Here is a 23,749-nt window from a genome sequence, read left to right as displayed (position 1 = left end):
AGGATAAGACGATGACATCCTTGCCGAAGAACGGTTCCAACATCGAACTTTCGGGTTCGTGGCAGCTTGCCTCCGCCGATGGCGAGATCCGCAGCGTCATCACGCTGCCGGGCGACGTGCACACGGCGCTCCACCGCGCGGGACTGATCCCCGATCCCTATTTCGGTCGAAACGAGGAAAAGGTGCAATGGGTCGCCGAGCGCGAATGGACGGTGGAGCGCAGCTTCACGCTTCCTGACGCCGAGGGCGACTGGTATCTCGACATCGACTATCTCGACACGGTCGCCAGCGTCTACATCAATGGCTTACTGGCGCTCGAAGCCGATAACAGTTTCCGCCGCTACCGGCCGGATGTTTCGAGCATGCTGAAGGCGGGCGACAATTCCATACGCATCGTCTTTGCCTCCAACGTCGCAGTCGGTGCCGCGCGGCAGAAGCAGCAGCCCTTCTACATTCCCTACAGCACGGCCAACTCGCCGATCCCTGACGGCAACATGCTGCGCAAGCCGCAGTGCCATTTCGGCTGGGACTGGAATATCGCCATTGCGCCGCTCGGCCTTTACGGCACGATCGCACTGAAGAAGCTGGAGACGGCGCGCATCGAGCATGTGCTGACGCGCCAGATGCATAATGCCGATGGCTCGGTGGAACTGCAGGTGACGGCGACGCTCTTTGCCAGGGATCCCGGCATCGCCCAGCTTCATTTCGATCTCGACGGGGAACGCGTGCGGCTAGATGTCGGCGTCAATGCCGGGGAGACCAATGTCAACCATGTCTTCCAGATCGACAATCCGCGCCTTTGGTGGCCGTCGGGCAGCGGCGAGCAGGCGCTTTATACACTGACCGTCGAATTGCCGTCCGGCAGCGTGACGAAGCAGATCGGCCTGCGCACCGTCGAGCTTATCACCACGCCCGATGCTGTCGGCAGCCGTTTCGCCTTCAAGGTCAATGGTCGCGAAATCTTCTGCCGCGGCGCCAACTGGATCCCTGCCGATGCGCTATTCTCGCTCTCTTCCGAGGAGAAGACCGAAGACCTGCTGCAATCGGCCAAGGCCGCCAACATGAACATGATCCGGGTGTGGGGCGGTGGCTTCTACGAGCACGACTGGTTCTACGACATCTGCGACCGGCTCGGGCTGATGGTCTGGCAGGACTTCATGTTTGCCTGCAATCTCTATCCCTCGACCGAAGAGTTCCTGGAGAATGTTGCCATTGAAGTGGATTATCAGGTCCGCCGGCTGTCCTCGCATGCCTCGATCGCGCTCTGGTGCGGCGACAATGAGCTCGTTGGCGCGCTGACCTGGTTCGAGGAGTCCCGCAAGGACCGTGACCGCTATCTCGTTTCCTACGACCGCCTGAACCGCACCATCGAAGTGGCTGTGAAGAAGGCGATGCCGGGCGCCCTCTGGTGGCCGTCGAGCCCGGCTTCCGGTTATCTCGATTTCGGCGATGCTTGGCATGCCGATGGTTCCGGCGACATGCACTACTGGTCGGTCTGGCACGAGAACAAGTCGTTCGACAATTATCGCTCGGTCAGGCCGCGCTTCTGCTCGGAATTCGGTTTTCAGTCCTATACGTCGCTGCCTGTCATCAAGACCTATGCGGACGCCAAGGACATGAATGTCGCTTCACCCGTCATGGAACTGCATCAGAAGAATGCCGGCGGCAACGAGCGCATTGCCGGCACGATGTTCCGCTACTTCCGCTTCCCGAAGGATTTCCCGAATTTCGTCTATCTCTCCCAGATCCAGCAGGGTCTCGCGATCAAGACGGCGGTGGAATATTGGCGATCGCTGAAGCCCCACTGCATGGGCACGATCTACTGGCAGCTCAACGATACCTGGCCGGTCGCCTCCTGGTCGAGCCTCGATTACGGCGGGCGCTGGAAGGCGATGCACTATCTCGTCAAGCGCTTCTTCCAGCCGGTGGCGGTGGCCGCGATCCCCTCGGAGGATGGCAAGTCGATCCGCTTCTCGCTGGTCAACGATACGCTTGCCGATGTCAGCGTCGATCTTGCGATCTCCATCCTGACAACGAAGGGCGAGCGCAAGCATCTTAGGAATGTGCAGGCCATGTGCGCGCCGGATGCGGCCGTGACTGCGGCGACGCTCGACATGTCCGAGATACCCGAGGGCACACTGCTTGCCTGGCACTTCACCGCTTCCAACGGCATGGGCGGCGAGGGGCATTATGTCAACGGCACCTACAAGGCGCTGGAACTGGAGCCTGCGGGTCTGACGGTCACCCATGAATTCGTCGAAGCGAACGGCTCGGTCGATATCAACGTCACCGCGAAAGGGCTGGCGCTCTTCGTGATGATCGAGACGGACACCGATGGCAAATATTCCGACAATGCCTTCGACCTTGCTTCCGGAGAAAGCCGCCGGATCACCTTTACCCCGGCAAAGTCGCTCGAAAAGGGCGAGCTGCCGGAATTCCGCTTCTACGACCTGCATTCCTGCCAGTCGGCAGATTGATCTTACGTGAGAACGGGCACGAGGCCCGAGGAGGATGACATGACCAAGCTCAGCTATCAGCTCTATAGCGCCCGCAATTTCCCGCCGCTGTCGGCGATCTTCGATAAGCTCGGCAAGGCCGGCTACGGCGAAGTCGAAGGTTTCGGCGGTATCTATGCCGAACTCGATGAGGCTGGCCTGAAAAGCCTGCGCGCCGATCTCGACAAGAACGGCCTCGTGATGGCAACAGGCCATTTCAGCCCTGATTTCCTTGATGGCAATGTCGAGAAGTCGCTGCAGATCGCCAGAATACTCGGCATGGATTCCATCTATGCACCGCACCTGATGCCCGACCAGCGCCCGACGGATGCAGCCGGCTGGCTCGCCTTCGGCAAGCGCCTGCAGGAAATGAGCAAGCCCTACAAGGATGCGGGCTATGAATTCGGCTGGCACAATCACGATTTCGAATTCGTGAAGCTTTCCGACGGTTCGCTGCCCATCGAGCGCATCTTCGAAGGCGCGCCCGGCATCACCTGGGAAGCGGATATCGCCTGGGTCGTTCGCGGCGGTGCCGATCCCTATGCCTGGGTCGAAAAGCTTGGTGACCGTATCAGCGCCGTGCATGTCAAGGATATCGCGCCGGCTGGCGAAGCCACTGATGAAGGCGGCTGGGCCGATGTGGGCCACGGCACGATCGGCTGGGCGAAGCTGCTTCCGGTTGTCAAGGCGAAGACCAAGGCCAAGCATTTCGTCGTCGAGCACGACAATCCGAACGACATCGACCGCAACATCACGCGCTCGATCGCTTCCTTCAAGACCTATTGAGGCAGATCATGACTAGGGAACTTGGCGTCGGCATCATCGGATGCGGCAACATCTCCACCACCTATTTTTCGCTGTCACCGCTCTTCAAGGGGCTGAAGGTGCTCGCCTGCGCCGATATCAACGCGCAGGCTGCAAAGCAGCGCGCCGAAGAATATGGCGTGAAGGCACAGACGATCGACGAGCTTCTCGCCAATGACGAGATCGACGTCGTCGTCAACCTGACGATCCCGGATGCGCATTATCCGGTGTCCAAGGCAGCGCTCGAAGCCGGCAAGCATGTCTATTCGGAAAAGCCGCTCGTGCTCTCGCTGGAGCAGGGCGAGGAGCTTCGCCGCATCGCCAAGGAAAAGGGGCTCGCCGTCGGCTGTGCCCCCGATACTTTCCTCGGTGGCGCGCATCAACTCGCCCGCAAGTTCGTCGATGATGGCGGTATCGGCCGCATCACATCCGGTGCCTGCTACGTCATGGGGCCGGGCATGGAAATGTGGCACCCGAACCCGGACTTCTTCTTCCTGCCGGGCGGCGGCCCGATCCTCGACATGGGGCCGTATTACATCGCCAACCTGATCAACCTGGTCGGACCGGTGAAGCGCGTTGCCGGCTTGACTTCGATGGCGTCGGAAACCCGCACCATCACCAGCCAGCCGCGCAATGGCGAGATCATCCCGGTCAAGACGCCGACGACGATCCAGGCGCTGCTCGAATTCGTTTCCGGCGCCACCATCACGCTGACGGCAAGCTGGGATGTCTGGTCGCACCGCCATGCCAACATGGAGCTCTACGGCACGGATGGATCGCTCTACGTGCCGGACCCGAACTTCTTCGGCGGTGTCGTGGAAGCCAGCGGCCGCGACAAGGACATCAAGCCCCTGGAGGCCTGGGATCACCCCTTCGGCAAGATCAACCAGGAAAGCCCGAACGGCTCGCGTGCCAACTACCGCACGGCCGGCCTTGCCGACATGGCCATGGCGCTGATCGAGGGCCGCGACGCACGTTGCTCGCTCGACCGCACGCTGCACGGGGTCGACATCATGACTTCGATCCTGAAGTCGGGTGCGGAAGGCCGCTTCGTCGATCTGACGACGACCTGCACGCAGCCGGCGGCGCTGGGCATCGAAGAGGCGCAGGCGCTGTTGAGGTAAGGTGAGGCGACGCCGCGCGTTTGTCGTGCGGCGCGCTCGCCTCGACGCTTCCGTCATCCTCGGCTTGTCCCGAGGATGACGGTGTCTAGAGGGCAGGGACTGCCCGGAGAAAAGTTGGAGCGGGAAGAGAGCACGCGTCACGCGCTTGCCGTATCGGCGTGCTTGATCCAATAGTGCCGTCGCGCTTTGCCCGACATGAGGGCGGCGACGTTTTCAGCTTTCGACTGCCGCCCTCTGCGGACACGAAAGAGAAGCACTTTTACAGGTTGAGGAGACCTCAGATGAGCTGGCAACCGGCCGAAGACCGCTATTCGAAGATGAAGTATAACCGCACGGGCCGTTCCGGCCTGAAGCTGCCGGCCGTTTCCCTCGGCCTCTGGCACAATTTCGGCGGCGACACCCCGCATGATCGCAAGGTCGACATGTGCCGCACGGCCTTCGATCTCGGCATTACCCATTTCGACCTCGCCAACAATTACGGCCCGCCTCCCGGCAGTGCCGAAACCGCTTTCGGCGAGATCCTGCGCACCGATTTTGCCGGCCTGCGCGATGAGCTGATCATTTCCTCCAAGGCCGGTTACGACATGTGGCCGGGTCCTTACGGCGAGTGGGGCAGCCGCAAATATCTGGTCGCGTCCTGTGACCAGAGCCTCGAGCGCATGGGTCTCGATTATGTCGATATTTTCTATTCGCACCGTTTCGACCCGGAGACCCCGCTGGAAGAAACCTGCGGCGCGCTGGATTACGTCGTGCGTTCGGGCCGCGCGCTCTATGTCGGCATTTCCTCCTACAATTCGCAGCGCACCCGCGAGGCGGCCGCGATCCTTAGGGAACTGGGCACGCCGTGCCTCATCCACCAGCCGAGCTATTCCATGCTCAACCGCTGGGTCGAGGACGATAAGCTGCTCGATACGCTTGACGAAGTCGGCATGGGCTCGATCGTCTTCTCGCCGCTTGCCCAGGGCATGCTGACGACGAAGTATCTCGGCGGCATTCCGGCCGATAGCCGTGCGGCGCAAAACCACTTCCTCAAGAAGGACTTCATCCGCCCCTCGATCATCGACAATATCAGGAAGCTCAACGAGATCGCCGAGAAGCGCGGCCAGACGCTGGCACAGATGGCGATCGCCTGGGTGCTGCGCGGCGGGCGCGTGACCTCCGCGCTCATCGGCGCCAGCCGTTCCTCGCAGATCGTCGACTGCGTTGCAGCGCTCGGCAACCTCGAATTCACGGCCGCGGAGCTGAAGGAAATCGATGTCTACGCCAAGGAGGCCGACATCAACCTCTGGGCCAAGTCCGCAGAGCTGGAATGAGTTTCACCGCCCGGGGCAAAACCCGGGCGTTTTTCTGATATAGTTTGATGTACGTGCAGCAGAAATTGTTGCTCAAAGGAGGAGCCGCCATGATCCGCAATCCCATCCTGCCAGGATTCAATCCCGACCCGTCCATCTGCCGCGTCGGCGACGACTATTACATCGCGACCTCGACGTTCGAATGGTATCCGGGCGTGCAGATCCATCATTCGCGCGATCTGGTGAACTGGACGCTGGTGCGCCGGCCGCTGGAGCGCGCCTCGCAGCTCGACATGTGCGGCAATCCTGACAGCTGCGGCATCTGGGCGCCGTGCCTTTCCTATGCGGACGGGCAGTTCTGGCTCGTCTATACGGACGTGAAGCGCTTCGACGGCAATTTCAAGGATGCGCATAATTATATCGTGACCGCGCCCACCATCGAGGGCGAATGGTCCGAGCCCGTCTATGTGAATTCCTCGGGTTTCGACCCGTCGCTCTTTCATGACGAGGACGGGCGCAAGTGGTTCGTCAACATGCAGTGGAACCATCGCACAGAGAGCTATGGCGGCTCGCCGAAGTCGCCGGCCTTCGATGGCATCCTGCTGCAGGAATGGGACCCGCAGACCAAGGCCCTGAAAGGCCCGATCAAGAACATCTTCGCCGGCAGCCCGCTCGGGCTCGTGGAAGGCCCGCATCTCTTCCGGAAGAACGGCTGGTACTATCTGACGACGGCCGAAGGCGGCACCGGCTACGATCATGCGGTGACGATGGCGCGCTCGCGCAATATCGACGGTCCCTATGAGCTTCATCCAAACCGGCACCTGATCACCTCGAAGGATCATCCGGAAGCGGCGCTGCAGCGGGCGGGACACGGACAATATGTCGAGACGCCCGACGGGCAGGTCTATCACACGCATCTCTGCGGCCGGCCGCTGCCGCCGAAGCGCCGCTGCACGCTGGGACGTGAAACCGCGCTGCAGAAATGCGTCTGGCGCGAGGACGGCTGGCTCTACCTCGAAAACGGCACCGTTGTTCCCGATGTCGAAGTGCCCGGACTTGCAGGTGCCACGCGGGCCGAAAAGCCTGTTCGCAGCGAGTATAATTTCGATGGCGGCACGCTGCCGGCCGATTTCCAGTGGCTGCGCACGCCCCAGCCGGAACGTATCTTCAATCTCACGGAGCGCCCCGGCCATCTGCGGCTGATCGGCCGTGAAAGTGTCGGTTCGTGGTTCGAACAGGCGCTGGTCGCACGCCGGCAGGAGCATCACAGTTTCCGCGCCGAGACGGTGGTGGAGTTCTCGCCGGATACCTATCAGCAGGTCGCTGGCCTGACGCATTATTACAACCGCCACAAATTCCATGCCGTCGTCGTGACGCTGCATGAGAAGCTCGGCCGCTGCGTCACGATCTTCTCCTGCAATGGCGATTATCCGAACGGCCGCATGACCTTCCCCGCCGAGGCCGGCGTGGCGCTTCCGGCCGATGGCCGTGTGCAGCTTGCCATGGAGATCCGCGACAACGAGTTGCAGTTCTTCTGGCAGACGGAAGGCAAGGGCGCCTGGCAGCCGATCGGCCCGGTTCTCGATGCCGGCGTCGTCTCGGACGAGGGCGGGCGAGGCGAGCATGGCTCGTTTACCGGTGCCTTCGCGGGTGTCCTCGCCTTCGATACGTCCGGCCGGGCAAAGACGGCTGATTTCGACTGGTTCAACTACGAGGAACTGTGAGGGCTGTCATGGCTGGCGATATCCGCATCGAGCCGATGACCGAGGGGCATATCGAGGGCTTTCACCGGGTTCTCGATAGCGTGGCGCGCGAGCGGAAATATCTGACCTTGCTCGAGGCTCCACCACTTGAGGATACGCGCAAATTCGCGCTGTCATCGATTGCGAACAGGAATGTGCATCTCGTCGCGCTCCATGGCGACGAACTGGTCGGCTGGTGCGATATCCGCCGGCATTTCTTTCCTTCGCATGCCCATTGCGGCTCGCTCGGAATGGGGCTGCTGCCCAATTATCGCGGGCGGGGGCTTGGTCGTCGCCTCATCGAGACGGCGATAGAGGCGGCGCGTGAAGGGGGCATGATCCGCATCGAATTCGGCGTGCATGCCGACAATGCGCGAGCGATCCGGCTTTATGAAAGGGTGGGTTTCGTGCGGGAAGGGGTGAGCCGCGACGCGTTCTGCGTCGATGGCGAGTACACGGATGTCATCAACATGGCGCTGATCTTCCGATAGTCCCCTTCTCTCCGCTGGGGAGAAGGGGAAGGTCGCGCCCGCTCGATCCCGTGATCCCGATGACGCCTGCGAAATCATCCCAAAACACCATTCTCATTACGTCCAATTACGCAGACGTGATCCGTAATGCCATGATCTTGTCAAGGCGCGTTAGTCTCCGATTAAAACATTAGAAATATTTCATAAGTGACCGTTTTCATTACAGATCTTTAATTTTATTTTCAGATTTCGTTCATTTTCGAAGACGTAGTTTCGGGGCGTGTTCAACACGAGGAAGCCCCCATGAAAAAGATTTTTGCAGCTCTTCTTTCTGCCTCTTTCCTGCTCTCGCCGATCGTTGCATCGGAGGCGAGTGCGGCCGATCATCGTCGTCCGCCGGTCGTCGTTCAGAAGAAGGTCGTCGTCCACAAAAAGGTGGTCGTCCGTCGGCATCACTGGTCCAAGGGTTACCGCATGTCGGCTGCCGAGCGCGGCCGTTACAGTGAAGTCCGCGACTACCGCCGCTACCGCCTGGCACCGCCGCCGCGCGGCTATCACTGGGTGAGGGCCGATAACGACTACCTTCTGGTCGGCGTCGCTACCGGCGTGATCTCCAGCATCATTGCTGCGGGTCGTTGAGATTAGGCGCATCCGGCAAAGAGGGCGGCTTCGGCCGCTCTCTTTGTTTTGTGGGGGGGCGTTGTGCCGCTTAGCACCCCCCTCTGGCCTGCCGGCCATCTCCCCCACAACGCCAGAGGGGCACGCGGCGTACCGTTCAATGCACTATTCTTGTCGCCGCGACGGCATCACCCGCTCGGCGATCGTACCGATCAATCCCTTCGGCTTTCGCGCCTCACTCTCCGCTGCATCCCCATAAGTCAGCGGATGCAGCCCCTCTATCGGCGGCAGCGGTTCGCACTCGATGCACAGGCATCGGTAGGGTTTGATTGCCGTTGCCCTCATGCTGCCTGCCGGTTCCAGCTCACAAACGGATCGGGCAGATTGCGCCAGCGCTCCGGCGTGAAGGCATCGCTTTCCACCAGACAAGCGTCGAGTTCGCCACGAATCCACGTCTCATCCATCGGGTCGGCGCCGATGAAGACGATTTCCTGGCGGCGGTCGCCCCAGACAGGGTCGAGATAAGGGGCGATAGCGCGGAGGAAGGCAGGTTCCCCAGGCCATTGTTCGCGCGGGATGGCCGCCCACCAGAGGCCCATCTTGCCGGTGCGGACGATGGCGCCCGCCTGGCTGATCTCCCCGACATGGTGCGGGCGGGTTGCGAGCCAGAAGAAGCCTTTGGCGCGCACCACGCCCGGCCAGCCACGGTCGAGGAAGGCCTGCAGCTTGGCGGGGTGGAAGGGGCGCTTTTCGCGATAGACGAAGGAGCGGATGCCGTATTCCTCGGTTTCCGGCACATGGTCCTTAAAGCCGTGCAGTTCCTTATACCAGAGCGGATGGGTTTCGGCCCTGTCGATATCGAAACGGCCGGTGCCGAGCACATCTTTCAGCGATACCTCGCCGAAGTCCGTTTCGATGATACGGGCATCCGGATTGAGGCCGGTGATGATCTTGCGAGCCGCGTCACGCTGCTCTTCACTTGCAGTGCCGATCTTGTTCAGCACGACGATATCGGCAAATTCGATCTGCTCGACGAGGAGATCGATGATCGTCCTGTTGTCGCCGTCGCCGGCGGTTTCGCCGCGGTCGGCGAGGAAATCGGCCGAGGCGTAATCGGCGAGCAGATTGGCGGCATCGACGACGGTAACCATCGTATCGAGGCGGGCGACATCCGAGAGGCTGAGCCCATTCTCGTCGCGGAATTCGAAGGTGGTGGCGACGGGCAGGGGCTCGGCAATGCCGGTCGATTCGATCAGCAGATAGTCGAAGCGGCCCTGTTCGGCGAGCTGGCGCACCTCTTTCAGAAGGTCGTCGCGCAGCGTGCAGCAGATGCAGCCATTGGTCATTTCTACCAGCTGTTCCTCGGTGCGCGAGAGATTGGCGACGCCATCGCGCACCAGCGTTGCGTCGATATTCACCTCGCTCATATCGTTGACGATGACGGCGACGCGCATGCCCTCGCGATTTGCGAGCACGTGATTGAGCAGCGTCGTCTTGCCGGCGCCAAGGAAGCCTGACAGTACGGTGACGGGGAGTCGCTTGTCCATGATGTCATCCTATTATGTTATAACGTAACATTCATATTGAGCAAAAAAAGGCGGAACGGGGGTGTCGCCGCCTTCTTTCGCCGCAGCGCTCACGGGGAGGGCTGCAAGTCAATGGGAAGCGTCGAGACGCTCCCTCACTTATAGAGTGGCGCATGTTCCTATCGAAGATCGGTTCGGACTATGCGCTGGCAAGGCAATTCTTCATACTCTCGGCAATGCCGCGCATGAGGGTGAAATAAAGATCCGGGCCGGCGGGCAAGGTGGCGGCTTCGGGGTCCAGCACGCCCGACTTCGCCCTGGTGCCCTCGATCACGACATTGACGAGGCGTGGCTCGAATTGTGGTTCGGCGAAGACGCAGGTTGCGCCGAGATCGCCGACCTTTTTGTGGATCTCCGAAACACGCTCGGCGCCCGGAATGGTCTCGGGACTGACGGTAATCGAGCCGGCGACGCGGATATGGTAGCGATGTTCGAAATACTGGTAGGCATCGTGGAAGACGATGAAGGGCTTGTCCTTCACCGGTGACACGGTGGCGGCGATTTCCTTGTCGAGCGCATCGAGTTTGTCATCCAGCGCCTTGGCGTTGGCCTCGTAGGTCAGTGCATTGGCGGGATCGGCAGCAACCAGCGTGGTGGTGATCTCGGCGGCCATGGCTTTGGCGTTCATCGGGTCGAGCCAGAGATGAGTGTCGAAGCTGCCGTGCCCATGGTCATGGTCGCCTTCTGCCTCTTCATGAGCATGATCGTGACCGGCCTCGGCGCTTTCATGTTCGTCAGCGGAAGCACTATCGTGCTCGTCGCCATCGTCATGAGCCTCGAACGCCCCGCCTTCGCGGAAGGGCAGCTTCACCAGACCTGGCGCCTCATCGAGCTGGGCGACGATCGCGTCAGAACCCAGCGATTGCAGCGGCTTTTCGAGGAAGGCCTCGAGGCCGGGGCCGACCCAGAAGATCACCTTGGCATCCTGCAAAGCGCGGGCATTGGAGGGTTTGAGGTTATAGGTGTGCGGGGAGGCGGCGCCATCGACGATGAGCTCCGGCTTGCCGACACCCTGCATGATGGCCGAAACCAGCGAATGGATCGGCTTGATCGAGGTGACGACCACAGGGGCATCGGCGGCCTGGAGGGACCCGGCGAAAAGGAAGGCCGGGATTACGAGGGTAAGGCCCATCGCCAGTTTCATCTGCATGCTCCGCTTGAATTGCAATTGTTATGTTATTACATCAATTGCGTTATGCTATAACGTGTGCAATAGCAGGACGCAACAGCACTTTCGGAAAATTTGATGCTCTCTCCCGCAAATAGCCCCGCCGGCAGCAGGGCCGAACCGCTGGTTTCACTCGACAATGTCGGCATTCGCCGCGGCGGTCGCTGGCTGGTGCGCGGTGTGGATTTCTCCGTTTCGCGCGGCGAGATCGTCACGCTGATCGGCCCGAACGGCTCCGGCAAATCGACGAGCGCCAAGGCGGCGATCGGCGTGCTGAAGCCGGACGAGGGCAGAGTGAGCCGCGTCGCCGGCCTCAAGGTCGGCTATGTGCCGCAGAAGCTCGCCGTCGACTGGACGCTGCCGCTTTCCGTGCGCCGGCTGATGACGCTGACCGGGCCATTGCCCGAGAGCGATATCATGGCCGCGCTCGAAGCCGCCGGCATGGTGCATATGCTGGATGCGCAGGTGCAGCATCTCTCCGGCGGCGAATTCCAGCGGGCGCTGATGGCGCGCGCCATTGCTCGCAAGCCGGATCTTCTCGTTCTCGACGAGCCGGTGCAGGGGGTGGATTTCGCCGGCGAGATCGCGCTCTACGAGCTCATCAAATCGATCCGCAACACGACAGGCTGCGGCATCCTCTTGATCTCGCACGATCTGCATGTCGTCATGGCGGAGACGGATACGGTGATCTGCCTCAACGGCCATGTCTGCTGCCGCGGTACGCCGCAGGCGGTAAGCCAGAGCCCGGAATATGTGCGCCTCTTCGGCAGCCGCGCGGCACCGACGCTTGCCGTCTACAGCCACCATCACGACCATACGCATCTGCCCGATGGGCGCGTGCTGCATGAAGACGGCTCGGTGACGGATCATTGCCATCCCGAGGATGGGCATCATCACGATCATGATCACGGGCATGATCATGCGCATTCGCACGATCACCCGGACGCTCATGCCCATGCACATGCTGACGGGGCGCATGCGGAGGCTCACGCCCACGCACATACGCATTTCCAGAGCGAGGCGCAGAGCGTGACCAACAACGGGGAGAACCGTCATGCTTGACGATTTCTTCGTGCGCGCCATCCTCGCCGGTGTGGGCCTGGCGCTGACGACCGGGCCGCTCGGCTGCTTCATCATCTGGCGGCGCATGGCCTATTTCGGCGATACGATCGCCCATTCGGCGCTGCTCGGCGTCGCGCTTTCGCTGCTCTTCGATTTCAACCTCACGCTTGCCGTCTTCGTCGTTGCCGCTGCCGTCTCGATCCTGCTGCTCTTCCTGCAGAAGCGGCAGGCGCTGTCGGCCGATGCGCTGCTCGGCATTCTCTCGCATGCGACGCTCGCCATCGGCCTCGTCATGGTCGCCTTCATGAGCTGGGTGCGCATCGATCTCATCGCCTTCCTGTTCGGCGATATTCTGGCGGTTTCGACCACCGATATCGCACTCATCTGGGGCGGCGGCATTCTGGTGCTGGTGGCGATCGCCTGGTTGTGGCGGCCGCTGCTCGCAGCCACCGTCAATCCGGAACTCGCCGAGGCCGAGGGCCTGCAGCCGGAGCGGGCGCGGCTGTTCTTCATGCTGCTGATGGCGGTCGTCATCGCGATTGCCATGAAGATCGTCGGCATCATGCTGATCACCTCGCTCCTGATCATTCCGGCGGCGACCGCCCGGCGCTTCTCCTCGACGCCGGAACTGATGGCGGTGCTTGCCTCGCTGATCGGCGCGGTTGCCGTTGTCGGCGGGCTTTTCGGCTCGCTGACCTATGACACGCCATCCGGCCCGTCGATCGTCGTCGCGGCCCTCATTCTCTTCATTCTGAGCCTGCTTCCCGCCTGGCGCGGGCGCAGGGACCTGCAAGGACAAGGCTCATGAACGCACCTCAGCTCACCCGCAACCAGTCACTCGTCTTCGACGTGCTCGAAAAGGCAGAGGGACCGCTCAGCGCCTACACGATCCTCGACAAGCTGCGCGACCAGGGTTTTCGCGCGCCGCTGCAGGTCTACAGGGCGTTGGAAAAGCTGCTCGAATATGGCGTCGTGCACCGGCTCGAAAGCATCAATTCCTTCGTCGCCTGCGCCCATCCCGGCGAGGACTGCCACAGCCATGGCATCGTCGCCTTTGCGATCTGCGAAAGCTGCGGACAGGTGATCGAGTTTCACGACCATGAGGTGGATCACCGCCTGATGGGCTGGGTGCGCAGCCAGAAATTCAAGCCGGCGAAGACGACGATCGAAATCCGCGGCACCTGCGAGGCTTGTGCTGCCTGATCTGCCTGCAGCAGGGCCAGCCTTCCGTCAGGGGCGCCCTGCCTATATGCCGGCAGGCGCCAGTGCTGCCAGGTGCAGCAGATCCTCGTTCTCCTCAGCCACATCCTCGGCGAGACGGGCGGCGGCGACCACAGGGAGCCAGGCAAAGACCTCGTCCGGGGTCACATCGTCCGCCTTCGCATAGGTGACGACATAGGCCTCGGCAATTGCCGGAAGCACGCGACGCATCAGGAGGTAGGTGCGGCAGACGTCGGCGGCCGGATTGCCGCTGCAGGCGTCCAGCCAGTCGACGATCATCACATCTTCGCCGGAGCCCAGGATATTCCAGGGATGGAAGTCGCCGTGGCAGACATTGTCGCCATCGGGCAGGGCGGCAAGTGTCAGAAGCAGCCGGTCGCGCAGGTCCGAGGTGAGCGGTTCGGCGCGCTCGATATTGGCCGACAGTCTTGATTTCAATGACGGAAGACCGGTGCCAGGCCCGCGATGCAGGCGCTGATGGAGTGCTGCCATCTCCTTGATGGTCGACAGCGGTGGTTCCGGCGTCATCTCATCGGCAAGGCTTGTTTCCGGGGCGCGATCCATGAGCAGGCCCCATCGGCCGTGATAATCGCCGACGACATGGATTCTGGGCGCGGGCAATGACAGCTTCTCGGCGATCGCCAGATTGGCGGCCTCGCGGAAGGCCGGGGCCTTCGGGCGGCCGGGCCTGTAGAGCTTCAGCGCCAGCGTGCCATGTTCATAGACTTCCGCTTCCTTGCCGGCGCCGAGCAGACGGCCGATTTCGCTCATGTCGGGCTCCCGTTCATTGCGTGCCTTCCAGAGCGATGTGGTGCTGATCTTTGCGGCGGGAAGGGGGAGGCAAGAGCATCGATTGTTGCGGCTGCGGAGACACTGTGTCTGTGCCGGCAGGCTTTATCCCGCGCGCCAGGCGTGGATGATGGCCGCGAAATAGGGCCATGCTGATATCAACGGCCTGTCATTGAGGGTGTCATGACGATCAACAACAAACGCTCGGAAGCGGTCGCCTGTTGCGGCGAAGAAATCCTGTCGCGCGAACTGCTGCTGAGCGGCACATTCGCCGACCTGTTGGCCGGGGAAGCGCCGTCGCTCAAACTTCTCAGCGACGAGGAGCGGCATGCATCCCTCGCATCGATACTTGCGGAGCGGCCGGCCGGCGATGTCTGGATTTTCGCCTATGGTTCGTTGATCTGGAATCCGATCATTCTCAGCGTCGAAAGCCGGAAAGCCCGCATCGAGGGTTGGCGCCGGTCCTTTTGCCTTGCCACCGTTTCCGGGCGGGGTACGCCTGACAATCCAGGTCTCGTGCTCGGCCTTGACGCGGGCGGGGCCTGCGATGGGGTCGCCCTGCGCCTGGAGGAAGAGGATCTTCTGCACGAACTCGAGTTGTTGTGGCGGCGGGAGATGGTGGCCGAGGCCTATATTCCCCGCTGGGTCGACCTGCTCGATGAAGAGGGTACCCGCTTTGGAAGCGGCATTGCTTTCACCATGAACCCGCTTGCAAACACTTATGCGGGCGGGCTTTCCCGGGAGGCGACCATTCAACGGCTTGCCACGGCTTCGGGCAGTATCGGCAGTTCGGCCGATTATCTGTTTCGCACGCGTGAAGGCTTGAGGGCGCTCGATATGTGGGACGAGTTTCTGGAGGAGCTCGCCATCGAGGTGGAGGAGGCGCAACGCAGGCTGTCGCAGTTACCTTCCGAGGCGGTTTGATCCGCCGTTGTGCTGAAGGCTCCGCGGGAATAGCGGAGCCTTCAGACCTGTTTTACCGATCAGCCGGCGGCGCGTTCGGCGGGCGGACGGCGCCGCAGGCTCGCGGTCTGGATCGCCGGCGTCTTGTAGTTGGCTTCCAGCGGGCCGGTTTCGGTGCCCGGTGGTACGATGGCGTCGATGGCATCGAGCAGCTCGTCGCTCAGACGCACCTGCGCGCCGGCGAGGAGATCATCGAGCTGTTCCATCGTGCGCGGCCCGAGGATCGCCGACGTAACGCCCGGATGGGCGATGACGAAGGCAAGCGCCATGTGGGTGAGCGAGATGCCGGCACCTTCTGCGAGCGGGATGAGCTGCTCGACGGCATCGAGGCTGTTTTCATTCGACATTTGCTTGGGAAAATAGGCAACGCGGGTGCTGTCGGGCTGTGCTGCACCCCGACGGTAGCGGCCGGTCAGCATGCCCATGGCGAGCGGGCTCCAGACCAGCGCGCCCATGCCGTAGCGTTCGAGCGTCGGCAGGACCTCGCGTTCGATGCCGCGATGCAGGATCGAATAGGGCGGCTGCTCGGTGCGGAAGCGGGCCAGCCCTCGTTTTTCGGCCACCCATTGCGCCTCGATGATATCGGAGGCGGGGAAGGTGGAGGAGCCGATGGCGCGGATCTTGCCTGCACGCATCAGATCCGTGAGGGCCGAGAGCGTTTCCTCGATATCTGTATCGGGGGCGGGGCGGTGCATCTGGAACAGGTCGATATAATCGGTCTGCAGGCGGCGCAGCGAATCTTCCACCGCGCGATAGATCCAGCGGCGCGAGCTGCCCTGCTGGTTTGGATCCTGGCCCATCGGGATGAAGCATTTGGTAGCGAGCACGACATTGTCGCGCCGGCCCTTCAGCGCCTTACCGACGATCTCCTCGGATTCGCCGTGGCTGTACATATCGGCGGTGTCGATGAAGTTGATGCCGGTATCGAGCGCTTTGTGGATGATGCGGATGGAATCGTCATGATCGGCATTGCCGATCGCACCGAACATCATGGCGCCAAGGCAATAGGGGCTGACCTTGATGCCGGTGCGGCCAAGGGGACGGTATTGCATCTTCGTTTCCTTCGAATCTTGAACTGCTCGCAGGAGCAGGTGAATCTTGATCTGCCCTTCAGGCAGGCTTTGCGGCTGGCAAAGTCCTGGCAAACAGGGTATAAGGGCGTATCCGGAACGCGGTTCCGTTTATACGGAACAATGTTCCGTTTTGCAAGGGGTGTTGATATGACCGGCGGGACGGACGGCCCGGGCGAAGCGCATGAGGCTGATAGCGGCCATGACAGGCCGGTGCGAGCGGATGCGCGGCGCAATCTGGATCTGCTGCTGAAAGCCGCCTTGGAGGTATTTGCCACCTCGGGCGTGGATGCGCCGGTGCGCGAAATTGCGGAAAAAGCGGGTGTGGGCGTCGGCACGCTCTACCGCCATTTTCCGCAGCGCTCGGACCTCATCAAGGCGGTCGTGCGCAACGAGATGGATGCCTGCGCCGATGCTGCCATAACACTCGCCGCCGAGCATGGGCCAGGCGAGGCGCTGTCGCGCTGGATGCAGCGCTTTGCCGATTTCATCATGGCCAAGCGCGGCCTTGCCGCAGCCTTGCATTCCGGAAACCCGGCCTATGAGGCGCTGCCTGTCTATTTCGACGAACGCATGATCCCCGCTCTGCAGGGACTGCTGGACAGAGCCGTCGCGGCGGGGGCGGCACGCGGCGATGTGGACGCGAGCGAGCTCCTGCGCGCCGGCGCGCAGCTTTCCAATCTCGGGCAGGGGGACGATCCGGCGGTGACGCGGCGGATGATTGCCCTGCTGGTGGACGGGCTGCGTTATGGGGCGGGTGTGAAGGGGTGAGGGTTCTGCACGCGCCGCCTTCAGGCGGCTGCGGCCTTTGCCTTCGGTTTCAGCAAAATGATCAGCAGCAATCCGGCGATGATGAGGGCGGCACCTTCGAGATGATAGGTCTGCAGTTTCTCGCCGAGGATGAAATAGGCGAGCACGGCGATGAAGATCGTCTGGATGTAGAGGAGCACGCCGGCGCGGGCGGCCCCGAGCGCCTCGATGCTGCGGTTGAAGAGGTAATACATGAGCGCGCCGCCGGGGATTGCGACATAGGCGAGCGCGATGAGGCCGCTCGTATTGAGCGTCGTGCGTTCGTCGGCGGCGAGTTCGTAGAGGTAGAAGGGCAGGGCTGTCAGCGCGGCGGCGCCGAGCAGCAGGACGAGCAGCGCGAGCCGGTTCAAGTCGAATTTCGCGCGGCGCAGCAGCACCGTGTAGAGGCTGAAGCAGAAGGCGCCGGCGACGATCCAGAGTTCGCCAGGATTGAAGTCGAGGCGCAGCAGTGCATCCGGGCTGCCCTTGACGATGATGATGAGGATGCCGAGGAAGGCGAGGATGGAGCCGGCCACCTGCCAGCTTCCCATCGGCTCTGCCAGCATCAGGCGGGCGAGGATCATGGTGATGATCGGGATCAGCGCGATGATGATGCCGGCGGTGGTGGCATCGGCATGTTGAAGGCCGACGAAGATCAGGCCCTGACAGATGGCCAGTCCCATGCCACCGATGAAAAGCAGCTCCAGGCCGCGCGCCCGCACCAGCGCGAGCATCGCGGAAAAATGGTGCTGCACGATCGGCAACAGGATCGCGAAGGCGATGAGCACGCGCCAGAAGCAGAGCGCCCAGGGCGGCATTTCGGCGGAGACCCATTTGGCGGCGATATAGACGCCGGCCGACAGGAGCCAGCAGAGCACGCCTACGGAATAGGCCCCTGCAAGCGAACCGCCTGCCGCCTGTTCCGTCCCGACAGTGTCACGATGGACTGCCAAGACATGTATTGCCATGGCCTAGTTATGCCACAGTTGCCGGGCGCTGCACAGGTGAGGGCTTCCCCGCCGGCCTTCGCAGGCGACGACCGGGTGAGTCAGGCTTTAATCATCCCACTGTCTAGGATTGCGCCCGGCTCGCGGTCGTGGCCGAAATCGCCGTTAGCGTTTCCGCATCGCGGCCGTAGATGTCGTCGAAATAGTGGATGACGCCATCGTCGGTCGGCCATGCGGTGAAATAGGAGACGTAGACCGGAACCTGTTCAGGAACCGGCATGTCCTTCTTGGCGCCGTCCGCGATCTGCTGATCGACGAACTCGACCGAGGTCTTCAGGACGGCGGCGGCCATCGCCTTGGGGTTTTCCAGGCGCACGCATCCATGGCTGAACATGCGGTCCTGCGAGGCAAATTTGCCGCGGGCAGGCGTGTCGTGCATGTAGATGTCATGAGAGTTCGGGAAGAGGATCTTCAACTGTCCCAGCGCATTGTCAGGACCTGGCGGCTGGACGACGCCGATATTTTCGAGCGGCTGCGACCAGTCGACCTTGGCGGACGGCATGGTCTTGCCCTTGACCGAGACGACATAGCCTTCCTTGTCGAGATAGGCGGGGTCGCGCTTCAGGTGCGGCAGCATCTCGTTGCGGATGATCGATTGCGGCACGCCCCAGTCGGGGTTGAATTCGACTGTCTTGATCGAGGCGTCGAAGAAGTTGGTCTGGTGATCCTGCTGACCGATGACCGCCTTCATCGAGAGCGTCAGCGTGCTGTTTTCATAATAGTAGGCCATGTAGGCCGGCTGGTTGATGAACACGTAGCGCTCGGGGAATTCCTGTGGCAGCCAGCGCATTTCCTCCATCGCCACGATCACCTTGTTGATGTTGGCGGCAGCATCGCCGCCCTGGCCTGATGTGCGGAGATAATGCAGCTCGGCGGCGAGCTGGGCGAATTTCGGGTTGCTCGGCAGCAGGCGGTCGAAGACCACCATCAGATCAGGCGTGGCCGAGAGCTGGGCGATCGTGCCCTTCAGATCGACAGGCTTGCGCTTGAAATCATAATAGTTCGACAGCTTGTTGGGATCGATGCGACCCCGGAAATTGTCCTGAAGGAACATCAGCATCTTGGCTGAGAGGGAGACTTCGAACTCGGCCAGCGCCTTCGGGTCCGATCTTTGAGGAGGGGCAACGGCATAGTCGCCGGCATTCAATCCCCAGTCGTCGGCCTGTTTCAGAAGGCTGAGCGCCTGTGCGGCCTTGGGCGTCGGCCCCCTGCCATCGACCCAGATGAACTTTGCCTTCGGCTGGGCGTAATAGGCTTCGATCGCCTCGGCGATGTCGTTATTCATCGAAACCGTCAGGCCGCCCATTTCGTTCAGCACCTTGGCCTGATTGCCGCTGACTGAATCAAAGAGCGCTGACAGTGATGCACCCGTATCCTGCCGGACGATATGGGCGGGGCGGCGGGCCGGAACCGTATAGGCGGGCTTCGGGCTGGCCTGCGTGACCGGCGGCGCAGGCTGCGGCTCGGCGCGCACGGCAATTGCACTCCCCGAGAGCACCAGAAGGCCGGCGAGCGGTGCGATCCAGCGGGAAGATGTTCTCAGCGGCATTCTGATGTCCTTGAAATCCGATAAAATACTGTCACGCGCGGCGTTGGTCCGTGTGGGGCGAAGCCCGACTAGAACGCCAACATTCGGGCAGAAGATGGGCATTCAGCATTCCTGGCAAGCCCATGGGTGACAGAAGTTGTTGGAACGAAATCACTTTTTCGACAGCGCGGAGCTTTGCAGCACTATCGTTATGACGGCGGCGGGATCGGGGCAGCCTGGTCCGCCGCAGCGACATGACGTAATTCCGGGCGCAAAACCGCTATGCGCTTCTGCTGGAATTTCTCCAGGACGACGCCCGCGGCAGCATGCCGATAAATTCCGAGGAAATTTATGGGAGACTTGCCGGTCTCAGCATGAGAATTTCTCCAGTCTGGGGGCCGGGAGGCCGGCCAGTGGAGAGGCGTCTCCTGTTTCAGATGCAAAGGTGAGGGTGACTATGCCTGATGTAACGCGACATCTCGTCGACAGGGGTGACGGAGCCAAGGTGGAACTTTTTCAGGTTCAGCCTGAGAGCGAAACACCCGAGGGAGCCATCCTGTTCGTCCACGGCAATCAGGGCGGCCGTCTCATTGGCGCGAAAGAGGCCGTCGATACGGGCGCACTGCTTCGGTTCTGTTCCGGTTTGAATATCACCGCCGCGGCAGTCTCGCAGCCGGGCTTCGGGGCTTCGGATGGACCGGCGGATTTCTGCGGCCCGGATACCCAGCGGGCGATCATGGCGGCGCTCTCCTTCCTGCGGCAGCAGCCTTGCGTCGATCCTGATCGTATCGTTCTCTATGGCAACAGCCGCGGAGCGATTGCATCGGCGATGGTCGCAGCGCAGGTTCCCGATCTCAGAGCCGTCATTCTGCGCAGCGGCGTCTATGATCTCAAGGCGGCCTATGAAAGCAGCTCGAAACGGCTGCGCTGGGCAATCGAGCAGGAGGCGGGCCTGTCGAGCGACGCCTTCCTGGCCCGCTCGGCCCTGCATCACGCGCAGAAAATCCGGGCGGAAACCCTGTTGCTGCACGGAAGGCTTGATGAGCGGGCTCCCGTTGCCCAGGCCGAACGGTTCTCGGATGCGCTGTCGGATGCAGGCGTGCCGGTCATGCTCCACGTCTTCGAATGCGGGCATGACATTCCCCGGGAATATGCGCAGGTGGCGCAGCGCTCCTTTCTGCAAAGGATGTTCGATCCCGTCGTGACATACCATTGAGCCGGCGTGATGGGCCTCAATGGCCCATCGGCTGACCCTCGGGCTGAGCGAGCGGGCGTCTGACGTAGAAAGACGCCACGACGGCTGCGAGCGAAATCAGCGCGCCGACGAAGAAGGCCGACTGCATGCCGCCGACGGTTGCCGTTGCGGCATCTGCTTCCCCTTGAGTCAGGATGCCGGCGCGCCAGGTCATGATGGCGACGTAAAGCGTTGTGCCGGCGGCACCGGCGACCTGCTGGGTGGTGCCGATGATGGCGCTGCCGTGGGAATAGAGTTTTGGCGGCAGGGAGCCGAGGCTGACGGTGAAGAGCGGCGTGAACATCAGCGCAAGGCCGATGCTGAGGACGATGTGGATGGCGAGCACCATCCAGACCGGGGTCGTCGTCGAAATGAAGGTCAGGCTCCACATCACGCCGCTGAACAGGATGGCGCCGGGGATGACGAGGCGGGCAGGGCCGTAGCGATCGAAAAGCCGGCCAACGAAGGGGGCACAGAGGCCCATGATCAGGCCGCCGGGCAGCAGAAGGAGACCGGTCGTCAGCGTCGTCTGGCCGAGCACGGACAGGAGATAGATCGGCAGCAGGATGAAGACGCCGAACATCGACATCATCAGGATCGCCATCATGCCGGCGGCAATCGTGAAGGTCTTCGTCTGCAGGGTGCGCAGATCGAGCAGCGCTCGCTCGTGCTTTTGGAGATGGATCTGCCGCCAGACGAAAATGGCGATGACGGCCGCACCCGCGGCAAGCATGACACGGGGATCGAGCGGCGTCGTGCCGGTTTCGGGCGCACCGAGCTCGCTGACGCCGAAGACGAAGCTGCCGAAGCCGATGGCCGACAGCACGACGGAGATAAGATCGAGCGGCGCCTTTGACGGCACGGTGACGTTCTCGATTTTCGAGGCGCCCAGCGCAAGGGCTGCGAGCGCGATCGGCAGCACCAGCAGGAAGAGCCAGCGCCAGTCGAGCGAGGAGAGGATAAGGCCGGAGATCGTCGGGCCGATGGCGGGTGCCACCGAGATGACGATCGAGATATTGCCCATCGTCCTGCCGCGCGAATGCGGCGGTACGAGGTTCATAATCGTCGTCATCAGGAGCGGCATCATGATCGCCGTGCCGGAGGCTTGGACGATGCGGCCGACGACCAGCATCGGAAAGCCTGGCGCGAGGGCGCAGACCAGCGTGCCGGCGGAAAAGAGCGACATGGCGAGGATGAAGACCGGCCGCGTGTTCAGACGCTGCAGGAGAAAGCCTGTCACGGGAATGACGACGGCCATGGTCAGCATGAAGGCCGAAGTCAGCCATTGGGCGGAGCTTGCGGGGATCTTCAGGTCGGCCATCAGATGCGGAATCGCCACGCCCATGATGGTTTCGTTGAGAATGACCACGAAGGCGGAGACGAGTAGCAGGCCGATCACCAGCCTGTTGCGGGCGCTATGGTCTTCGACCGGCAGTTCGGCCTGTTCTTCGATCTCTGAAAGCAGGGGTTCGCTGGTCATTGTGTTCCTGTATCCATATCTGAAAGAAGGGGTGCTGCCTTAAGACGAACGTGCCGGGCTGATTGCGACACGGGGTATGCTTATTTCCTATGTCTTTATGCAGTCGGTCGGATGCAAGGCGAAATTTTGCGGGCGTGCTGATTCGGGTTCCATCACCGCACCGCGGGCGATCCCCATTCGTCCAGCGAAAAGGCTTCGGCTGGCAAGCGCATTTCCGAGAGGTCGACCGGGCGGCGGCGAAACGATGTTGCCGTATAAGAGGTGGTCGAAACCTTTATCCTGACCTCTTCTTTCAACGGAATCCCATCCTGTGTGAGGCACGCCTGGTTTTCGCCGTGCATCGCGCGCGGCACAAGATCAAACCATTCGCATGTTTCGCCTAGGATCGTGTCCGTTTTCCCGAGTGAAACCTTTCCTGTCGTCTGGTCGTCTTGCACAGGGGGAGAGACACGTTTCGACGAGCGCCAGGCGGTCATGCGCCGATCTCCGCTGCTTTGCTGATACCAGATGCCTTGATCGTCGAGTTCGTTCTGGACGATCGTGTGGATCGTGCCATCTCTGTCGCGGCTCTCCTCATAGCGCCAGGGAAAATGTCGCAACAAACGGACGTGCATTCCAGCCGGGCTCTCAAGCGTCATCTCGAAATCGGGCCGGGAAGGGTCGGGCTCATGGCTACGGATCGGTCGCAGCCAGAAGTCTTGGCTCAGGATCTCCTGTGGCAGGTGTAGTTCCGTTGATGTGACGGCGCGGCGTTCGAGGCTGGCGAGGCGAGTATGGTAGAGCGGGACACTCTCGCGGGCCAGAAGCTTCGTTTCGACGACGATGCCATCATCGGTGACGCAGTTCAGTTCGCCCGGACCGATCGAGCCCGACGGCGGCGCCTTTTTCACAGTCTCGCGCCACAGGCAATCCTGCCCAGCAACGGTCGACCGTTCCGCGAGTGGTCGGGAGATGTCTACGACAGTCGTGTCCGGCTTCTGATTTGAACCGATAAGTTCCATCTGCTTGATCTCGCCATCCGTCTGCTGGCTCCAGCGCAGCACCGGATCTTTTCTATCCGGCCCGAAGCCAAAGCTTGTCAGCCCATCCCACTGGGTCTCGCTCAGAAACATGCCATCGTGATGGGTCGTGGTGACGGTCGGATCGACCGGCTTGCCGTTCTTGTCTAGCGCCTGCATGACGGCCACGTAGTCCGGCTGGACCGGGAAGGCATCGAGATTGGACTGCGCGACTGCGGCCGCGGTGAAGGCGATGAAGGCGATTGCGCCTGTTATTGCTGCCGTCTTCATTGCCTCTCGGATGTCAGT

Annotated in this window: 22 protein-coding genes; 13 read left to right on the top strand and 9 right to left on the bottom strand. The window is 61.8% G+C overall.

Going from position 1 to position 23,749, the window contains the following annotated elements; all coding sequences use genetic code 11:
- Window positions 1-11 precede the first annotated feature (11 nt).
- The 7 genes from ACK9YZ_RS12800 (at window position 12) to ACK9YZ_RS12770 (ending at window position 8,566) form a co-directional block, all read left to right on the top strand.
- Window positions 12-2,477 (top strand): beta-mannosidase, encoded by a 2,466-nt coding sequence (locus ACK9YZ_RS12800; protein WP_416064073.1) that lies wholly within the window; start codon window positions 12-14, stop codon window positions 2,475-2,477.
- 39 nt (window positions 2,478-2,516) lie between these two features.
- Window positions 2,517-3,281: a sugar phosphate isomerase/epimerase family protein gene (locus ACK9YZ_RS12795; RefSeq protein WP_416064072.1), complete on the top strand. Its 765-nt coding sequence runs from the start codon at window positions 2,517-2,519 to the stop codon at window positions 3,279-3,281.
- 8 nt (window positions 3,282-3,289) lie between these two features.
- Complete coding sequence (locus ACK9YZ_RS12790) at window positions 3,290-4,423, top strand: Gfo/Idh/MocA family protein (RefSeq protein WP_416064071.1); 1,134 nt, start codon at window positions 3,290-3,292, stop codon at window positions 4,421-4,423.
- Between the two features lie 281 nt (window positions 4,424-4,704).
- The gene (gene mgrA / locus ACK9YZ_RS12785; protein WP_416064070.1) at window positions 4,705-5,736 is read left to right on the top strand and encodes an L-glyceraldehyde 3-phosphate reductase; all 1,032 of its coding nucleotides are present in this window, start codon (window positions 4,705-4,707) and stop codon (window positions 5,734-5,736) included.
- A gap of 89 nt (window positions 5,737-5,825) precedes the next feature.
- Window positions 5,826-7,439 carry a glycoside hydrolase family 43 protein gene (locus ACK9YZ_RS12780; protein WP_416064069.1) on the top strand — a complete coding sequence of 538 codons (1,614 nt, stop codon included), beginning with the start codon at window positions 5,826-5,828 and terminating at the stop codon, window positions 7,437-7,439.
- An 8-nt stretch (window positions 7,440-7,447) separates the two neighbouring features.
- Window positions 7,448-7,948, top strand: a complete 501-nt coding sequence (locus ACK9YZ_RS12775) for a GNAT family N-acetyltransferase (protein WP_416064068.1) — start codon at window positions 7,448-7,450, stop codon at window positions 7,946-7,948.
- 282 nt (window positions 7,949-8,230) lie between these two features.
- Complete coding sequence (locus tag ACK9YZ_RS12770; protein WP_216755039.1) at window positions 8,231-8,566, top strand: RcnB family protein; 336 nt, start codon at window positions 8,231-8,233, stop codon at window positions 8,564-8,566.
- A gap of 144 nt (window positions 8,567-8,710) precedes the next feature.
- Here ACK9YZ_RS12770 and ACK9YZ_RS12765 read toward each other — a convergent pair whose 3' ends face one another.
- The 3 genes from ACK9YZ_RS12765 to ACK9YZ_RS12755 form a co-directional block, all read right to left on the bottom strand.
- Window positions 8,711-8,890: a hypothetical protein gene (locus tag ACK9YZ_RS12765; protein WP_416064067.1), complete on the bottom strand. Its 180-nt coding sequence runs from the start codon at window positions 8,888-8,890 to the stop codon at window positions 8,711-8,713.
- Window positions 8,887-10,092 carry a zinc metallochaperone GTPase ZigA gene (gene zigA, locus ACK9YZ_RS12760; RefSeq protein ID WP_416064066.1) on the bottom strand — a complete coding sequence of 402 codons (1,206 nt, stop codon included), beginning with the start codon at window positions 10,090-10,092 and terminating at the stop codon, window positions 8,887-8,889. Before zigA ends, ACK9YZ_RS12765 begins: the two co-directional genes overlap by 4 nt.
- 178 nt (window positions 10,093-10,270) lie before the next feature.
- Entirely contained in the window at window positions 10,271-11,275 is a 1,005-nt protein-coding gene (locus ACK9YZ_RS12755; RefSeq protein WP_416064065.1) for a zinc ABC transporter substrate-binding protein, read from the bottom strand.
- 102 nt (window positions 11,276-11,377) lie between these two features.
- Here ACK9YZ_RS12755 and znuC point away from each other — a divergent pair, with 102 nt between their 5' ends.
- From znuC to ACK9YZ_RS12740, 3 genes are read left to right on the top strand one after another with little or no spacing between them, the layout of a single operon-like run.
- Window positions 11,378-12,361, top strand: coding sequence for a zinc ABC transporter ATP-binding protein ZnuC (gene znuC, locus ACK9YZ_RS12750; RefSeq protein ID WP_416064064.1), 984 nt, complete (start codon window positions 11,378-11,380; stop codon window positions 12,359-12,361).
- A complete protein-coding gene (gene znuB, locus ACK9YZ_RS12745) occupies window positions 12,354-13,169 on the top strand; it encodes a zinc ABC transporter permease subunit ZnuB (RefSeq protein WP_216755035.1) in 816 nt (271 codons plus the stop codon). The genes znuC and znuB overlap by 8 nt, the downstream gene beginning before the upstream one ends.
- A complete protein-coding gene (locus tag ACK9YZ_RS12740; RefSeq protein WP_007814087.1) occupies window positions 13,166-13,564 on the top strand; it encodes a Fur family transcriptional regulator in 399 nt (132 codons plus the stop codon). Before znuB ends, ACK9YZ_RS12740 begins: the two co-directional genes overlap by 4 nt.
- Window positions 13,565-13,606: 42 nt before the next feature.
- Here ACK9YZ_RS12740 and ACK9YZ_RS12735 read toward each other — a convergent pair whose 3' ends face one another.
- Window positions 13,607-14,353 carry a phosphotransferase family protein gene (locus ACK9YZ_RS12735; protein ID WP_416064063.1) on the bottom strand — a complete coding sequence of 249 codons (747 nt, stop codon included), beginning with the start codon at window positions 14,351-14,353 and terminating at the stop codon, window positions 13,607-13,609.
- 201 nt (window positions 14,354-14,554) lie between these two features.
- On the opposite strand from ACK9YZ_RS12735, the gene ACK9YZ_RS12730 reads away from it, so the two are divergent.
- The gene (locus ACK9YZ_RS12730) at window positions 14,555-15,295 is read left to right on the top strand and encodes a gamma-glutamylcyclotransferase (protein ID WP_216755033.1); all 741 of its coding nucleotides are present in this window, start codon (window positions 14,555-14,557) and stop codon (window positions 15,293-15,295) included.
- A 59-nt stretch (window positions 15,296-15,354) separates the two neighbouring features.
- Here the strand turns inward: ACK9YZ_RS12730 and ACK9YZ_RS12725 are convergent, their stop codons facing one another.
- Window positions 15,355-16,386, bottom strand: coding sequence for an aldo/keto reductase (locus ACK9YZ_RS12725; RefSeq protein WP_216755032.1), 1,032 nt, complete (start codon window positions 16,384-16,386; stop codon window positions 15,355-15,357).
- Between the two features lie 168 nt (window positions 16,387-16,554).
- Between ACK9YZ_RS12725 and ACK9YZ_RS12720 the strand changes: the two genes are divergently transcribed.
- Window positions 16,555-17,175, top strand: coding sequence for a TetR/AcrR family transcriptional regulator (locus ACK9YZ_RS12720; RefSeq protein ID WP_416064062.1), 621 nt, complete (start codon window positions 16,555-16,557; stop codon window positions 17,173-17,175).
- 20 nt (window positions 17,176-17,195) lie between these two features.
- Here the strand turns inward: ACK9YZ_RS12720 and ACK9YZ_RS12715 are convergent, their stop codons facing one another.
- Entirely contained in the window at window positions 17,196-18,161 is a 966-nt protein-coding gene (locus ACK9YZ_RS12715; RefSeq protein WP_416064061.1) for a DMT family transporter, read from the bottom strand.
- Window positions 18,162-18,264: 103 nt separating this feature from the next.
- Window positions 18,265-19,749: a L,D-transpeptidase family protein gene (locus tag ACK9YZ_RS12710; RefSeq protein WP_416064060.1), complete on the bottom strand. Its 1,485-nt coding sequence runs from the start codon at window positions 19,747-19,749 to the stop codon at window positions 18,265-18,267.
- Window positions 19,750-20,185: 436 nt separating this feature from the next.
- On the opposite strand from ACK9YZ_RS12710, the gene ACK9YZ_RS12705 reads away from it, so the two are divergent.
- Entirely contained in the window at window positions 20,186-20,944 is a 759-nt protein-coding gene (locus ACK9YZ_RS12705) for an alpha/beta hydrolase family protein (protein WP_416064059.1), read from the top strand.
- Between the two features lie 16 nt (window positions 20,945-20,960).
- On the opposite strand, the gene ACK9YZ_RS12700 is transcribed toward ACK9YZ_RS12705, so the two are convergent.
- Window positions 20,961-22,442, bottom strand: coding sequence for a DHA2 family efflux MFS transporter permease subunit (locus ACK9YZ_RS12700; protein ID WP_416064058.1), 1,482 nt, complete (start codon window positions 22,440-22,442; stop codon window positions 20,961-20,963).
- A 152-nt stretch (window positions 22,443-22,594) separates the two neighbouring features.
- Window positions 22,595-23,731, bottom strand: a complete 1,137-nt coding sequence (locus ACK9YZ_RS12695; RefSeq protein ID WP_416064057.1) for a hypothetical protein — start codon at window positions 23,729-23,731, stop codon at window positions 22,595-22,597.
- Window positions 23,732-23,749 lie beyond the last annotated feature (18 nt).

This window comes from Rhizobium sp. ZK1, from assembly GCF_047782645.1.
GTDB lineage: Bacteria > Pseudomonadota > Alphaproteobacteria > Rhizobiales > Rhizobiaceae > Rhizobium.
Note: the sequence above shows the minus strand (reverse complement) of the source record. Positions and strands in the feature narration are given on the sequence as shown.